At 37.7% G+C, this 12,934-nt stretch carries 24 protein-coding genes; 1 reads left to right on the forward strand and 23 read right to left on the reverse strand.

The window, feature by feature from the left end:
• Positions 1 to 2 precede the first annotated feature (2 nt).
• From secY to rpsJ, 22 genes are all read right to left on the reverse strand, one after another.
• The gene (gene secY, locus GZH82_RS09895; protein ID WP_162682343.1) at positions 3 to 1,295 is read right to left on the reverse strand and encodes a preprotein translocase subunit SecY; all 1,293 of its coding nucleotides are present in this window, start codon (positions 1,293 to 1,295) and stop codon (positions 3 to 5) included.
• Positions 1,295 to 1,735: a 50S ribosomal protein L15 gene (rplO, locus tag GZH82_RS09900; protein WP_162682344.1), complete on the reverse strand. Its 441-nt coding sequence runs from the start codon at positions 1,733 to 1,735 to the stop codon at positions 1,295 to 1,297. Before rplO ends, secY begins: the two co-directional genes overlap by 1 nt.
• A gap of 16 nt (positions 1,736 to 1,751) precedes the next feature.
• Positions 1,752 to 1,931 (reverse strand): 50S ribosomal protein L30, encoded by a 180-nt coding sequence (gene rpmD / locus GZH82_RS09905; protein ID WP_019167905.1) that lies wholly within the window; start codon positions 1,929 to 1,931, stop codon positions 1,752 to 1,754.
• 16 nt (positions 1,932 to 1,947) lie between these two features.
• Positions 1,948 to 2,448, reverse strand: coding sequence for a 30S ribosomal protein S5 (rpsE, locus tag GZH82_RS09910; protein ID WP_014613229.1), 501 nt, complete (start codon positions 2,446 to 2,448; stop codon positions 1,948 to 1,950).
• Positions 2,449 to 2,470: 22 nt separating this feature from the next.
• Complete coding sequence (rplR, locus tag GZH82_RS09915; protein WP_096605694.1) at positions 2,471 to 2,830, reverse strand: 50S ribosomal protein L18; 360 nt, start codon at positions 2,828 to 2,830, stop codon at positions 2,471 to 2,473.
• 31 nt (positions 2,831 to 2,861) lie between these two features.
• Positions 2,862 to 3,398 carry a 50S ribosomal protein L6 gene (rplF, locus tag GZH82_RS09920; RefSeq protein ID WP_014613227.1) on the reverse strand — a complete coding sequence of 179 codons (537 nt, stop codon included), beginning with the start codon at positions 3,396 to 3,398 and terminating at the stop codon, positions 2,862 to 2,864.
• Positions 3,399 to 3,426: 28 nt separating this feature from the next.
• Positions 3,427 to 3,825: a 30S ribosomal protein S8 gene (gene rpsH, locus GZH82_RS09925; protein ID WP_014613226.1), complete on the reverse strand. Its 399-nt coding sequence runs from the start codon at positions 3,823 to 3,825 to the stop codon at positions 3,427 to 3,429.
• A 30-nt stretch (positions 3,826 to 3,855) separates the two neighbouring features.
• Positions 3,856 to 4,041, reverse strand: coding sequence for a type Z 30S ribosomal protein S14 (locus tag GZH82_RS09930; protein ID WP_019166622.1), 186 nt, complete (start codon positions 4,039 to 4,041; stop codon positions 3,856 to 3,858).
• A 21-nt stretch (positions 4,042 to 4,062) separates the two neighbouring features.
• Positions 4,063 to 4,602, reverse strand: a complete 540-nt coding sequence (gene rplE / locus GZH82_RS09935; RefSeq protein ID WP_014613224.1) for a 50S ribosomal protein L5 — start codon at positions 4,600 to 4,602, stop codon at positions 4,063 to 4,065.
• A gap of 25 nt (positions 4,603 to 4,627) precedes the next feature.
• Positions 4,628 to 4,942: a 50S ribosomal protein L24 gene (gene rplX / locus GZH82_RS09940; RefSeq protein ID WP_162682345.1), complete on the reverse strand. Its 315-nt coding sequence runs from the start codon at positions 4,940 to 4,942 to the stop codon at positions 4,628 to 4,630.
• Positions 4,943 to 4,985: 43 nt separating this feature from the next.
• Positions 4,986 to 5,354, reverse strand: a complete 369-nt coding sequence (gene rplN, locus GZH82_RS09945) for a 50S ribosomal protein L14 (RefSeq protein ID WP_014613222.1) — start codon at positions 5,352 to 5,354, stop codon at positions 4,986 to 4,988.
• A 28-nt stretch (positions 5,355 to 5,382) separates the two neighbouring features.
• Complete coding sequence (rpsQ, locus tag GZH82_RS09950) at positions 5,383 to 5,646, reverse strand: 30S ribosomal protein S17 (RefSeq protein ID WP_014613221.1); 264 nt, start codon at positions 5,644 to 5,646, stop codon at positions 5,383 to 5,385.
• A 25-nt stretch (positions 5,647 to 5,671) separates the two neighbouring features.
• A complete protein-coding gene (gene rpmC, locus GZH82_RS09955) occupies positions 5,672 to 5,881 on the reverse strand; it encodes a 50S ribosomal protein L29 (protein ID WP_014613220.1) in 210 nt (69 codons plus the stop codon).
• The gene (rplP, locus tag GZH82_RS09960) at positions 5,871 to 6,305 is read right to left on the reverse strand and encodes a 50S ribosomal protein L16 (RefSeq protein ID WP_014613219.1); all 435 of its coding nucleotides are present in this window, start codon (positions 6,303 to 6,305) and stop codon (positions 5,871 to 5,873) included. The genes rpmC and rplP overlap by 11 nt, the downstream gene beginning before the upstream one ends.
• 2 nt (positions 6,306 to 6,307) lie before the next feature.
• Entirely contained in the window at positions 6,308 to 6,961 is a 654-nt protein-coding gene (rpsC, locus tag GZH82_RS09965; RefSeq protein ID WP_016426355.1) for a 30S ribosomal protein S3, read from the reverse strand.
• Between the two features lie 23 nt (positions 6,962 to 6,984).
• Positions 6,985 to 7,338, reverse strand: coding sequence for a 50S ribosomal protein L22 (gene rplV, locus GZH82_RS09970; protein WP_016426354.1), 354 nt, complete (start codon positions 7,336 to 7,338; stop codon positions 6,985 to 6,987).
• Positions 7,339 to 7,371: 33 nt separating this feature from the next.
• Positions 7,372 to 7,650 carry a 30S ribosomal protein S19 gene (gene rpsS, locus GZH82_RS09975; RefSeq protein WP_014613216.1) on the reverse strand — a complete coding sequence of 93 codons (279 nt, stop codon included), beginning with the start codon at positions 7,648 to 7,650 and terminating at the stop codon, positions 7,372 to 7,374.
• A 64-nt stretch (positions 7,651 to 7,714) separates the two neighbouring features.
• Complete coding sequence (gene rplB / locus GZH82_RS09980; RefSeq protein WP_162682346.1) at positions 7,715 to 8,548, reverse strand: 50S ribosomal protein L2; 834 nt, start codon at positions 8,546 to 8,548, stop codon at positions 7,715 to 7,717.
• Between the two features lie 31 nt (positions 8,549 to 8,579).
• Complete coding sequence (gene rplW, locus GZH82_RS09985) at positions 8,580 to 8,855, reverse strand: 50S ribosomal protein L23 (protein WP_014613214.1); 276 nt, start codon at positions 8,853 to 8,855, stop codon at positions 8,580 to 8,582.
• Complete coding sequence (rplD, locus tag GZH82_RS09990; RefSeq protein WP_014613213.1) at positions 8,855 to 9,478, reverse strand: 50S ribosomal protein L4; 624 nt, start codon at positions 9,476 to 9,478, stop codon at positions 8,855 to 8,857. The genes rplW and rplD overlap by 1 nt, the downstream gene beginning before the upstream one ends.
• A gap of 26 nt (positions 9,479 to 9,504) precedes the next feature.
• Entirely contained in the window at positions 9,505 to 10,164 is a 660-nt protein-coding gene (gene rplC, locus GZH82_RS09995; protein WP_162682347.1) for a 50S ribosomal protein L3, read from the reverse strand.
• 27 nt (positions 10,165 to 10,191) lie between these two features.
• A complete protein-coding gene (gene rpsJ, locus GZH82_RS10000; protein WP_014613211.1) occupies positions 10,192 to 10,500 on the reverse strand; it encodes a 30S ribosomal protein S10 in 309 nt (102 codons plus the stop codon).
• A 465-nt stretch (positions 10,501 to 10,965) separates the two neighbouring features.
• Between rpsJ and GZH82_RS10005 the strand changes: the two genes are divergently transcribed.
• Positions 10,966 to 11,352, forward strand: a complete 387-nt coding sequence (locus GZH82_RS10005; RefSeq protein WP_162682348.1) for a hypothetical protein — start codon at positions 10,966 to 10,968, stop codon at positions 11,350 to 11,352.
• A gap of 180 nt (positions 11,353 to 11,532) precedes the next feature.
• Here the strand turns inward: GZH82_RS10005 and GZH82_RS10010 are convergent, their stop codons facing one another.
• Complete coding sequence (locus GZH82_RS10010) at positions 11,533 to 12,867, reverse strand: NCS2 family permease (protein ID WP_162682349.1); 1,335 nt, start codon at positions 12,865 to 12,867, stop codon at positions 11,533 to 11,535.
• Between the last annotated feature and the right edge of the window lie 67 nt (positions 12,868 to 12,934).

Here is a 12,934-nt window from a genome sequence, read left to right on the forward strand (position 1 = left end):
ATTTATCGTCTACCAAAGCCTTTATATTCTTTTTCATTCACTTGTGCTTCTAAACTTTTCATTGTTTCGATGGCAACACCGATAACGATGAGTAAGCTTGTACCACCCAATTGAATAGCTTGTGGTAAGTTCATAAATTTAGTCGCGATAATTGGTAAAATCGCAATGACCGCTAAGAAAATTGAACCTACAAACGTTAAGCGATATAAGACTTTAGTGATATATTTTTTCGTTTGTTCACCAGGACGAATCCCTGGAACGTAACTGCCTTGCTTCTTAAGATTTTCTGACATCTTTTCAGGGTTGACTTGAACAAATGCATAGAAATAAGCAAATGCAATAATCAAGACAACATAGACTACCATACCAATACCATTAGATGGATCAGCGTAATTTCCTAGCTTTTGTGCCCAGTCTGCATCCGGGAAGAACAATGATAATGTTCTCGGCAATAAAAAGAATGCCATTGAAAAGATGACTGGAATAACACCAGCAGAGTTAACTTTTAATGGTAAGTATGTTGCTTGTGAACCAAGACGCATATGAGATTGTTTCTTTGCATATTGAATAGGTATTTTACGAATCGCTTGTAACACATATACCGCGCCGACAGTTAATAAAATCATACCGACAACGAGTCCAGCTACTTTCAACCAAGCGAATGTAACATCATCTTGTCCGATAAACTCTTGTTGGTAAAATTGCATGAGTCCAGACGGTAATGTAGATAAAATACCTGCAAAGATGATAATAGAAATACCATTACCAACACCATATTGCGTAATCTGTTCACCTAACCACATTAAAAACGCAGTTCCTGACGTAAGTACTATTGCGATTAACAAATATGACCAAACATTTTGTTCTTTGATAAGTGCCCCGTCCAAATAATTATTGAATTGGAACGACATACCAATCGATTGAATAAATGCTAAAACAATTGTGAAATAACGCGTGAAGTTGTTTAACTTCTTACGACCTGTTTCACCTTGCTTTGCCCATTCAGTAAATTTAGGTACAATATCCATTTGCAATAGTTGCATAACAATTGAAGCAGTGATGTAGGGCATGATTCCCATAGCAAAAATGGAAAAGTTCTTCAAGGCTCCGCCACCAAACGTGTTTAACAAGTCAGTGACGCCTTGAGAACCTTGTCGATTATCAAATGCTGCTGGATTAACACCAGGTGCTGGGATATACGTACCTATTTTGAAAATGACTAACATTGCAAGAGTAAAAAGTATCTTGTTACGAACTTCTTTTGTTTTAAAAAAGTTCACAAGCGTGTGAAACATTAGATCACCTCTTGTGCTCCGCCTTTCGCTTCAATAGCGGCTTTAGCTGAAGCTGAGAATTTGTGTGCTTTAACAGTTAATTTCTTTTCTAATGAACCATTACCTAAAACTTTAATGCCAGCTTTTTCATTTTTAACTACGCCTGTTTCGATTAATAACTCAGGTGTTACCTCAGTACCATCTTCAAATTGATTAAGTTGCTCCAAGTTAACGATAGCGTATTCTTTACGGTTGATGTTTGTGAAACCACGTTTTGGAATACGGCGGAATAATGGTAATTGACCACCTTCGAAACCTGGTCTTACGCCACCACCTGAACGTGCTTTTTGACCTTTTTGACCACGACCACTTGTTTTACCGTTACCAGTACCTGCACCACGGCCGACACGATTACGTAATTTACGTGATCCTTCTGATGGTTTTAATTCATGTAATTTCATTTTGGCACCTCCTTAATTATTTTTCTTCTACTGATACTAAGTGACTTACTTTGTTAATTTGTCCACGAATTGCTGCGTTGTCTTCAACTGTCACAGAAGAGTTGATCTTACCTAGACCAAGTGCTTTAACTGTTTTACGTTGTGTTTCTGGACGCCCAATAACGCTTTTAGTGAGGGTGATTTGTAATTTAGCCATTTATCTGTTTCCCTCCTTAATTGTATAATTCTTCTACTGTTTTGCCGCGTAAACGCGCAACATCTTCAGCATTTTTTAAGTTTTTCAAACCATTGATTGTCGCACGAACCATGTTGATTGGTGTGTTTGAACCTAATGATTTACTTAAGATATCAGTGATACCTGCAAGCTCTAATACGGCACGAACTGGTCCACCTGCGATAACACCTGTACCAGGAGCTGCTGGTTTCATTAAAACACTTCCTGAACCGAAACGTCCAGTGATTGTGTGTGGTGTAGTACCGTCAACACGAGTAACAGTAATTAAATCTTTTTTCGCAGCTTCTACTGCTTTTTTGATTGCTTCAGGTACCTCTTGTGCTTTACCAGTACCGAATCCAACGCGACCATTTTTGTCACCTACTACTACAAGTGCAGTGAAACGGAAACGACGTCCACCTTTTACAACTTTAGCAACACGGTTAATCGTAACAACGCGTTCTTCAAATTCTTTAACTTCTTCTTCTCTACGAGCCATTTATATTGTCCCTCCTTTTAGATTAAAATTGAAGTCCATTTTCGCGAGCTGCATCTGCTAGTGCTTTCACACGTCCGTGGAATAAGTATCCTCCACGATCGAATACAACTGCTTCGATGCCTTTTTCATTTGCTTTTTTAGCAATTACTTCACCGACTTTAGATGCCATTTCAACTTTTGTTGTAGAAGCATCTACATCGCTGTCTTTAGTTGAAGCTTGAACTAAAGTAACACCTTTAGTATCGTCGATGATTTGTGCATAGATGTGTTTGTTTGAACGATATACGTTTAGACGTGGCTTTTCGCTAGTACCTGACAATTTCGTACGAACACGCGCATGTCTTTTTAAACGTACTTTATTTTTATCAATTTTGCTGATCATGTCAATACTCCTTTCTTATTAGAGTGATTTATTATTTACCAGTTTTACCTTCTTTACGACGTACATATTCACCTTGGTAACGAATACCTTTACCTTTGTAAGGCTCTGGAGGACGAACGTCACGAATTTTTGATGCTGTTGCACCTACTAATTCTTTGTCGATTCCTTCAACTTTAACTGTCGTATTTTTTTCTACTGAGAAAGTGATTCCTTCAGCAGCTTCAAATTCAACTGGATGAGAGTAACCTACGTTTAATACAAGTTTGCTACCTTGAACTTGTGCACGGTAACCAACACCGATAAGTTCAAGTGTTTTTTCGTATCCTTTAGATACACCTTGTACCATGTTATTGATTAACGCACGAGTTGTACCATGAATTGTTCTATGTTCTTTAGAATCTGATGGTCTAACAACTTCAAGTGTGTTTTCATCTTGTTTGTAAGTCATTTCTTCATTTAAAGTTTGTGATAATTCACCTTTAGGCCCTTTTACTGAAACTGTATTTCCTTCAATCGTTACAGTTACATCGCTAGGGATTTCGATAATTTTTTTACCAACACGGCTCATGTTCTGGCACCTCCTTATTTATTTTATATTACCAAATGTAAGCTAATACTTCTCCGCCTACGTTACGTTTTCTAGCTTCTTTATCAGTGATTACACCTTCAGAAGTTGAAACTAATGCAATACCTAAACCGTTTAATACTTTAGGTACTTCGTTTGCTTTAGCATAAACACGTAAACCAGGTTTTGAAATACGTTTAAGACCAGTAATAACACGTTCGTTATTTGAACCATATTTTAAGAATAAACGGATAACACCTTGTTTATCGTCTTCGATATATTCTACATTTTTGATGAAACCTTCATTTTTAAGGATTTCAGCAATTTCTTTTTTAATATTTGATGCAGGTAATTCTAATTTTTCGTGACGCACCATGTTTGCGTTTCTTACACGAGTAAGCATATCTGCAATTGGATCTGACAATGTCATAGTTGTTGCCTCCTTTCAAGAGTTAAATTTTTACCAGCTAGCTTTACGTACGCCAGGAATTTGACCTTTGTAAGCTAATTCACGGAAACAAATACGGCAAAGTTTAAATTTACGATATACAGAATGTGGACGACCACAACGTTCGCAACGTGTATATTCACGGACTTGGAATTTTTGTTTACGTTGTTGCTTAACAACCATTGATTTTTTAGCCACTTAATTCGCCTCCTTTAGAGATTATTTTTGAAACGGCATACCGAATTGAGTTAATAATTCACGCGCTTCTTCATCTGTGTTAGCAGTAGTAACGATAACGATATCCATACCACGTACTTTTGATACTTTATCATAGTCAATCTCAGGGAAGATTAATTGTTCTTTAACACCTAATGTGTAGTTACCGCGACCGTCGAATGCATTTTTAGATACACCGCGGAAGTCACGTACACGTGGTAATGAAACTGAGATTAATTTATCTAAGAATTCGTACATTCTTTCGCCACGCAATGTTACTTTAGCACCAATTGGCATACCTTCACGTAAACGGAAAGTCGCAACTGATTTTTTCGCTTTAGTGATTAATGGTTTTTGACCAGTGATTGCAGTTAATTCTTCAACAGCGTTATCTAACACTTTTGAGTTTTGTACTGCGTCACCAACACCCATATTCACAACAATTTTATCGATTCTAGGTACTTCCATTACTGAGCTGTAGTTAAACTTTTTAACTAAGTTTTGTGTAACTTCTGAATTAAATTTTTCTTTTAAACGGTTCAAAGTGAATCCTCCTTTCAACTAAATATTAATTAGACTTAATTTCTTCGCCTGATTTTTTAGCGATTCTTACTTTTTTACCATCAACAAATTTGTAGCCTACACGTGAAGGTTCGTTTGTTTTTGGGTCTAATATTTGTACGTTAGAAACATGAATTGCTGCTTCAGTTTCTAAGATTCCACCTTCAGGATTCATTTGAGTTGGTTTTTGGTGTTTTTTAACGATGTTCACACCTTCCACAACGACACGGTCTTTTTTAGGCTGAGTTGCTACAACTTTACCTGTTTTACCTTTGTCTTTACCTGCGATAACGATTACGTTGTCACCTTTTTTGATATGCATGTGGGCACCTCCTTGGAATTTATTATTTATGATTTACGATCGATTATAGTACTTCTGGTGCTAAGGAAACGATTTTCATAAAGTTTCCTTCACGTAATTCACGTGCTACTGGTCCGAAGATACGTGTACCACGTGGTCCTTTGTCATCACGAATGATAACACATGCATTTTCATCAAATTTGATGTAAGAACCATCTTTACGACGTACACCTGATTTCGTACGTACTACGACAGCCTTAACAACATCGCCTTTCTTAACAACGCCTCCAGGTGTAGCATTTTTAACAGTTGCTACGATGACGTCACCGATGTTAGCAGTTTTGCGGCCAGATCCACCTAATACTTTGATTGTAAGTACTTCACGAGCACCAGAGTTGTCTGCTACTTTTAAACGTGTTTCTTGTTGGATCATGATTAAACCTCCCTTATCTTTATAGTCATTAAATGATTACTGATTCTTCGACGATTTCTACTAAACGGAAACGTTTTGTCGCTGATAAAGGACGAGTTTCTTGAATTTTAACGATATCTCCGAATTTAGCTGAATTGTTTTCGTCATGTGCTTTATACTTTTTAGAGTATTTTACACGTTTGCCATATAGTTTGTGCGTTTTGTATGTTTCAACTAAAACAGTCACTGTTTTGTCCATTTTGTCTGAAACAACTTTACCAACGTAAACTTTACGATCATTTCTTTCGCTCACTTTAATAACCTCCTCTTTCAATCAATTATTGATTTGCTTTACCTTGTTCTAATTCTCTTTCACGTGCAACAGTCTTTAGACGTGCAATTGTTTTTCTTACTGTTTTGATTCTTGCAGTCTCTTCTAATTGACCTGTAGCTAATTGAAAGCGTAGGTTAAAAAGCTCTTCTTTTGAAGATTTGATTTGCTCTTCGATTTCTGAAGTGGTTAAGTCTCTAATTTCCTTAGCTTTCATTTGTTTCACCACCCAATTCTTCACGTTTTACAAACTTCGTTTTAACTGGAAGTTTGTGGCTCGCTAAACGTAATGCTTCACGCGCAACTTCTTCAGATACGCCAGCAACTTCAAATAAAATACGACCTGGTTTTACTACTGCAATCCAGCCTTCAACCGCACCTTTACCAGCACCCATACGTACTTCTAAAGGTTTTTGTGTGTATGGTGTGTGAGGGAAGATTTTAATCCAAACTTTCCCGCCACGTTTCATGTAACGTGTCATAGCAATACGAGCTGATTCGATTTGACGAGAAGTAATCCAAGAAGTTGTTGTAGCTTGAATACCATACTCGCCAAATGTTACAAAGTTACCGCCTTTTGAACGACCTTTTGTATCAGGACGATGTTGACGACGATATTTTACACGCTTTGGTAGTAACATAATTATTTTCCTCCTTCACTATTTTTCTTAGTAGGAAGAACTTCACCACGATAGATCCATACTTTAACACCTAACTTACCATAAGTTGTGTCAGCTTCTGCATGTGCATAATCGATGTCTGCACGTAAAGTATGAAGTGGTACAGTTCCTTCTGAATATTGTTCAGCACGCGCGATGTCTGCACCGCCTAAACGACCTGAAACTTGAGTTTTGATACCTTTAGCACCTAATTTCATTGCTCTTCCGATAGCTTGTTTTTGAACACGACGGAATGAAGCACGGTTTTCTAATTGACGTGCAATGTTTTCAGCAACTAAACGTGCATCAAGATCAACTTTCTTGATTTCAATAACGTTAATGTGAACTTTTTTATCAGTTAATTGATTTAATTTATTACGAAGTTTTTCGATTTCAGAACCGCCTTTACCGATAACCATACCTGGTTTACCAGTATGAATTGCGATGTTGATGCGGTTAGCAGCACGCTCAATCTCAACGTGAGATACTGAAGCGTCTTTTAATGCGTTATCAATAAATTTACGAATTTTTAAATCTTCATGTAAAAGTGATGCGAAATCTTTCTCTGCGAACCATTTCGCTTCCCAGTCACGGATAATACCAACACGAAGACCGATTGGATTAATTTTTTGACCCACGATATTCCCTCCTTAATATTTGATTAAGCTTCTTGAGCTTCCTCTTTACCATCACTTACAACGATTGTAATGTGGCTTGTTCTTTTGTTTATTGCGCTTGCGCGTCCTTGTGCACGTGGACGGAAACGTTTTAAAGTTGGTCCTTCGTTAGCGTATGCTTCTTTAACAACTAATTCATCTGTGTTCATGCCATAGTTGTGCTCTGCATTAGCTAAAGCGGACATCAATAATTTTTCTACTACTGGAGAAGAAGCTTTGTTTGTTAATTTTAAAATCGCTACTGCTTCTCTAACATCTTTTCCTCGGATTAGGTCTAATACTAATCTTACTTTACGAGGTGCGATTCTGATTGTTCTAGCAACCGCTTTTGCTTCCATTCGTTTTTTCCTCCTCTACTCATTAAAGATTGCTTATCTTCTTGTTTTCTTGTCGTCTGCAGCATGCCCTTTGAATGTACGTGTTGGAGCAAATTCACCTAATTTGTGTCCAACCATATCTTCAGTTACATATACAGGTACATGTTTACGTCCATCGTATACAGCAAATGTGTGTCCAATAAAGTTTGGGAAAATTGTTGAACGACGTGACCATGTTTTAATTACTTGCTTTTTCTCGCTATCGCCTTGAGCTTCCACTTTTTTCATTAAGTGATCATCGACGAAAGGTCCCTTTTTAATACTACGAGCCATAGTGGCGCCTCCTTTCTTATTATGTGCGTGCAGCGATTACGCCGCACACCCAAATAAGCTATTTTTATTTTCTCTTACGTCCACGTACGATAAGTTTATCAGAACGTTTTTTACCACGACGTGTTTTCTTACCAAGCGTAGGTTTACCCCATGGTGACATTGGTGATGGACGTCCGATTGGTGCACGACCTTCACCACCACCGTGTGGGTGATCGTTAGGGTTCATTACTGAACCACGAACTGTTGGGCGTTTACCTAACCATCTAGATTTACCAGCTTTACCAACGTTAACAAGTTCGTGTTGTAAGTTACCAACTTGTCCAACTGTTGCACGGCAAGTTGAAAGAATCATACGTACTTCACCAGAGCGAAGTCTTACAAGTACATATTTACCTTCTTTACCAAGCACTTGGGCACTTGCACCTGCTGAACGTGCAAGTTGACCGCCACGTCCTGGTTTTAATTCGATATTGTGAATAACTGTACCGACTGGAATGTCTTTTAATTGAAGTGCATTGCCAACTTTAATGTCAGCTTCAGAACCACTCTCAATTACTTGACCTACTTCTAAGCCTTTAGGTGCGATAATGTAGCGTTTTTCACCATCTGCATAGACGATTAAAGCAATGTTTGCTGATCTGTTTGGATCATATTGGATTGAATCCACTTTACCTGGAATTCCATCTTTGTTACGTTTGAAATCAATAACACGGTATTGACGTTTATGACCACCACCATGGTGACGTACTGTCAATTTACCTTGGTTGTTACGACCCGCTTTTTTCGGTAGCGGTTGTAATAATGACTTTTCTGGTTCAGATTTTGTGATCTCAGCAAAATCTAATGTAGTCATATTACGACGACCATTTGTAATTGGCTTGTAATGTTTAAGAGCCATTGTCGCTTACCTCCTTATTGGTATTTGATTTTTAGTTAAACAAGTCGATTTGACCTTCTTTTAATGTCACAATCGCTTTACGACGTTTGTTTGTATAGCCTTGGTAACGGCCCATACGTTTTTTCTTTGGTTTGTAGTTGATAATGTTGACATTAGCAACTTTTACTTCAAAGATTTCTTCTACTGCTTTTTTCACTTCTGTTTTATTAGCACGTACATCTACATCAAAAGTGTATTTATCTTCAGCCATTGCTGCAGATGATTTCTCAGTGATTACGGGGCGCTTTAGAATGTCTCTAGCTTCCATTATCCGAGCACCTCCTCAACTTTTTTAGCTGCTTCTTGAGTGATTAATACGCTGTCTGCGTGAGTTAACTCTAATACGTTTAAACCTTCTGGTGTTGTGATTGTTACACCTGGGATGTTACGTGCTGATAATTCAACATTTACATCTTCTCCAACTGTTACAACTAACACTTTTTTAGGTAATTCTAAGTTTGTTAAAGTTGTTTTGAATTCTTTTGTTTTTGGTGCTTCTAAGTTAAAGCTATCAACAATTTTGAATCCATTTTCTTGTACTTTGTAAGAAAGTGCAGAACGTAATGCTAAACGACGCATTTTCTTAGGCATTTTGTAGCCGTAGCTTCTTGGTGTTGGACCGAATACGATACCACCACCGCGCCATTGTGGAGCACGGATTGTACCTTGACGCGCACGTCCTGTACCTTTTTGTCTCCATGGTTTACGTCCACCGCCACGAACAGCTGAACGGTTTTTTACCGCGTGTGTACCTTGGCGTAATGAAGCACGTTGTAAGTTAATTGCTTCGAATAAAACATCATTATTTGGTTCAATTCCGAACACTGAATCGCTAAGTTCTACTGTACCCGCTTTTGAACCATCAACTTTATATACATCATAATTTGCCATTATGCATTTCCTCCTTTCGCTACTAATTATTTGTTAGCTTTGATTGCTGTTTGGATTTGTACAAAACCTTTTTTAGGTCCAGGCACATTACCTTTAACTAAAATGACGTTGTTTTCCGTATCAACTTGAACAACTTCTAAGTTTTGAACAGTTACTGTATTACCACCCATACGACCAGGTAATTTTTGTCCTTTAAATACGCGTGATGCATCTGATGCCATCCCGATTGAACCTGGTGCTCTGTGGAAATGAGAACCGTGCGACATTGGTCCACGTGATTGGTTATGACGTTTGATTGCACCTTGGAAACCTTTACCTTTTGAAGTTCCTGTTACGTCAATAATGTCGCCAACTTCAAATGTATCTACTGAGACTTCTTGACCTACTTCGTAATCATCAACATTAACGTTTCTGAATTCACGAATGAAGCGCTTAGGTGCTGCGTCAGCCTTTTTAGCGTGACCTTCAGCTGCTTTAGTCGCATATTTATTAGTTTTTCTACCTTTTTTGTATGCTTCTTTGTTTTCAAAACCGATTTGGATTGCGTTGTAACCGTCAACCTCTACAGTTTTCTTTTGTAATACTACGTTTTCTTTAGCTTCTACTACTGTAACTGGGATTAATTCACCGTTCTCACCGAACACTTGAGTCATCCCGATTTTTCTTCCTAAGATTCCTTTGGTCATCGAAAGTCCACCTCCTAAAATTTTCTATTATAATTTAATTTCGATGTCTACACCTGATGGCAAGTTTAAGCCCATAAGCGCGTCAACTGTTTTTGGCGTAGGATTTACAATGTCGATTAAACGTTTATGTGTACGTTGTTCGAATTGTTCACGAGAATCTTTGTACTTATGAACCGCACGAATGATTGTGTATACTGCTTTTTCAGTTGGTAATGGAATTGGACCAGAAACATCCGCTCCAGAACGTTTTGCAGTTTCAACAATTTTTTCTGCTGATTGATCGATAACACGGTGATCATAAGCTTTTAATCTAATTCTGATTTTTTGTTTTGCCATGATTTACCCTCCTTATTCGTCTTCATTAAAGTGATAGACTTCTCCACGAAAACTATCTCACACAACGCCATGGCAAAGCGGCCGGGTGTGTCAGTAACCTTTCGCTTCATCGCATTAAAAGTCCAACATTAGACATGATACATGAAATGTTTTAACTTCGCAACTGTTTATACAAAGTTTTTTATGTCTAATTCACATACCTTATTATTTTACTTGATTTATGCTTTAAGTTCAATAGCTTAGAGAGATTTTTTCAAATTTAATCTTACATTTTGTTTCTTATCATTTAAACAATTATAATAAAGGTAAATCCTTTTTCTTCATTTGTGATGTTATTTACCGACAAAACATTGAGGTGCTGTATTAAAACTTCTATATTTATATAATGAAGAATGATCACTAAATGTCCTAACACAGCAAGCGTCTTTTTAGGCGTTTGATTCAATCAATAAGGAGTTGCTTATTTTGACTAGAAATTCTAAAACAGCTTTAATTATTTTATCTATTATTGTACTTGTGTCTGAGTTCATTGCTGGCTTTCCATTTTTAGGTGGCTGGTACATACTTGCATTAGGGTGGCAGCCACTTGCATTTAATGCATTTATCTATTTAATTATGGTGCTTATCTTTATTTTCGATCGCCAAAATACGATTCGTCCTATGCTGTTCATCCCTGCTGGTGGTATCATTGCGAGTGCGCTTGCGGTGATTCCTTTCGTAGGTATGATTTTGCATTGGATTATGTTCGTACTAATGATTTTCTTACTGATCGTATTATTCGTAACACCTGTTTATCTTAAAGCATCATATACTCGTTATACTGATTCAGAGCGTAATCATAAACGTTATTAAATTGTTTCAAGAGGGATGGGACATAAAAATTTTTAATGCTATATTGATACAGTATTTTGTTTAACTTGCCCTGTTTAGTATGTTTTTTTGTCCGCTTAAAGCATCCTTCGCAATCAGCTTTATCAATATAAAAAGCCCGAGCAGTGCATTACACACTACTCGAGCTTCATTAAAGTGATTTTAACCATGTACAAAGGCGAAATATAAAATAAAGATAACCATTAAACCGTACATAATCGGATGAACTTCTTTATGGCGTTTTGTTAAGACCATTGTAATCGGATAGAAAATAAAGCCACACGCAATACCTGTTGCAATTGAGTACGAAAGTGGCATCATAATAATCGTAATAAATGCTGGTACTGCAACTTCAAAGCGTTTCCAACTGATTTCCGCTAAATTCGAAGCCATTAAAACACCGACAACGACAAGTGCAGGTGTCGTTACTGCTGGCGTGACAACTGCCATTAATGGGTTAAAGAATAATGCGAGCAAGAAACAGACCCCTGTCACAATACTAGCAAAACCTGTACGTGCACCGACTGCCACACCTGAAGTTGATTCAATGTAAGAAGTCGTCGTTGTTGTACCAAAGACTGCCCCAACCATTGTTGCTAATGAGTCTGAGAACAACGCACGTCCTGCACGCGGTAACTTGTTGTCTTTCATCATGCCTGCTTGAGATGCAACCGCAACAATTGTCCCTGCTGTATCAAAGAAGTCGATGAATAAAAATGTTAAAATGACGATTAAAAACTGTATCGTAAACAGTTGTGACGGATCTTGGAATGATTCAAACGCAGCCCCAAATGTCGGTGCGATACTCGGCACTTTACCTACAATCGCATTTGGCAGTGCAATTTGTTGTGTCAATAAACCCGCGATTGACGTCGTTACCATTCCAATAAAGATAGCGCCTGGAATTTTCTTCGCGTATAACACGACTGTAATGATAATACCGAACACCGCTAATAGTACGCTAGGATCTGTAATTTTCCCTAAAGTCACAAGTGTCGCTTCTTCATTTTTAATAATACCTGAACCTTGTAAACCGACAAAAGTAATAAATAAACCTATCCCCGCTGAAACAGCCATTTTCATCTCAAATGGAATCGCATTAATAATTGTTTCCCTCAAACCTGTAACTGTTAATATCGAGAAGATTAATCCTGAGAAGAAGACACCTGTTAAGCCTGTTTGCCACGGAATCCCCATTGTTAATACGACTGTAAATGCGAAAAATGCATTCAATCCCATACCTGGTGCGAGTGCGATAGGATATCTCGCTATCAAGCCCATAAATAAACAGCCGACAAATGCAGCAAGTGCTGTCGCAACGAACACGGCACCTTGGTCCATTTTAAGTGCACCAGGTACCCCTTCAACACCTGCAAGGCTCAATATTTGTGGATTGACAGCCAAAATATATGCCATCGACAGAAACGTTGTTAAGCCACCTAAAATTTCACGACGATAACTCGTCTGGTTTTCGTCAAATCGGAAATATTTTTTCACTTTAATTTTCTCCTTTAAATGAAATACTCCAATAGTCTAATACGATTACGGGTGAATTTCAACAATT

Source organism: Staphylococcus sp. MI 10-1553 (genome assembly GCF_010365305.1).
Classification (GTDB): Bacteria; Bacillota; Bacilli; order Staphylococcales; family Staphylococcaceae; genus Staphylococcus.

Excerpts from the sequence above, each read along its gene's own strand:
- rplX (WP_162682345.1), bottom strand. The coding sequence starts at position 4,942 with ATGCATATCAAAAAAGGTGACAACGTAATCGTTATCGCAGGTAAAGAC.
- rplP (WP_014613219.1), bottom strand. The coding sequence starts at position 6,305 with ATGTTACTACCAAAGCGTGTAAAATATCGTCGTCAACATCGTCCTGAT.
- rplD (WP_014613213.1), bottom strand. The coding sequence starts at position 9,478 with ATGGCAAATTATGATGTATATAAAGTTGATGGTTCAAAAGCGGGTACA.
- rplR (WP_096605694.1), bottom strand. The coding sequence starts at position 2,830 with ATGATCAGCAAAATTGATAAAAATAAAGTACGTTTAAAAAGACATGCG.
- rplW (WP_014613214.1), bottom strand. The coding sequence starts at position 8,855 with ATGGAAGCTAGAGACATTCTAAAGCGCCCCGTAATCACTGAGAAATCA.
- rpmD (WP_019167905.1), bottom strand. The coding sequence starts at position 1,931 with ATGGCTAAATTACAAATCACCCTCACTAAAAGCGTTATTGGGCGTCCA.
- rpsS (WP_014613216.1), bottom strand. The coding sequence starts at position 7,650 with ATGGCTCGTAGTATTAAAAAGGGACCTTTCGTCGATGATCACTTAATG.
- rplF (WP_014613227.1), bottom strand. The coding sequence starts at position 3,398 with ATGAGCCGTGTTGGTAAAAAAATTATCGAAATCCCTAGCGATGTAACT.
- rpmC (WP_014613220.1), bottom strand. The coding sequence starts at position 5,881 with ATGAAAGCTAAGGAAATTAGAGACTTAACCACTTCAGAAATCGAAGAG.
- rplV (WP_016426354.1), bottom strand. The coding sequence starts at position 7,338 with ATGGAAGCAAAAGCGGTTGCTAGAACAATCAGAATCGCACCTCGTAAA.
- secY (WP_162682343.1), bottom strand. The coding sequence starts at position 1,295 with ATGTTTCACACGCTTGTGAACTTTTTTAAAACAAAAGAAGTTCGTAAC.
- rplN (WP_014613222.1), bottom strand. The coding sequence starts at position 5,354 with ATGATCCAACAAGAAACACGTTTAAAAGTAGCAGACAACTCTGGTGCT.
- rplB (WP_162682346.1), bottom strand. The coding sequence starts at position 8,548 with ATGGCTCTTAAACATTACAAGCCAATTACAAATGGTCGTCGTAATATG.
- rpsH (WP_014613226.1), bottom strand. The coding sequence starts at position 3,825 with ATGACATTGTCAGATCCAATTGCAGATATGCTTACTCGTGTAAGAAAC.
- rplC (WP_162682347.1), bottom strand. The coding sequence starts at position 10,164 with ATGACCAAAGGAATCTTAGGAAGAAAAATCGGGATGACTCAAGTGTTC.
- rpsE (WP_014613229.1), bottom strand. The coding sequence starts at position 2,448 with ATGGCTCGTAGAGAAGAAGAAGTTAAAGAATTTGAAGAACGCGTTGTT.
- rplO (WP_162682344.1), bottom strand. The coding sequence starts at position 1,735 with ATGAAATTACATGAATTAAAACCATCAGAAGGATCACGTAAATTACGT.
- rpsJ (WP_014613211.1), bottom strand. The coding sequence starts at position 10,500 with ATGGCAAAACAAAAAATCAGAATTAGATTAAAAGCTTATGATCACCGT.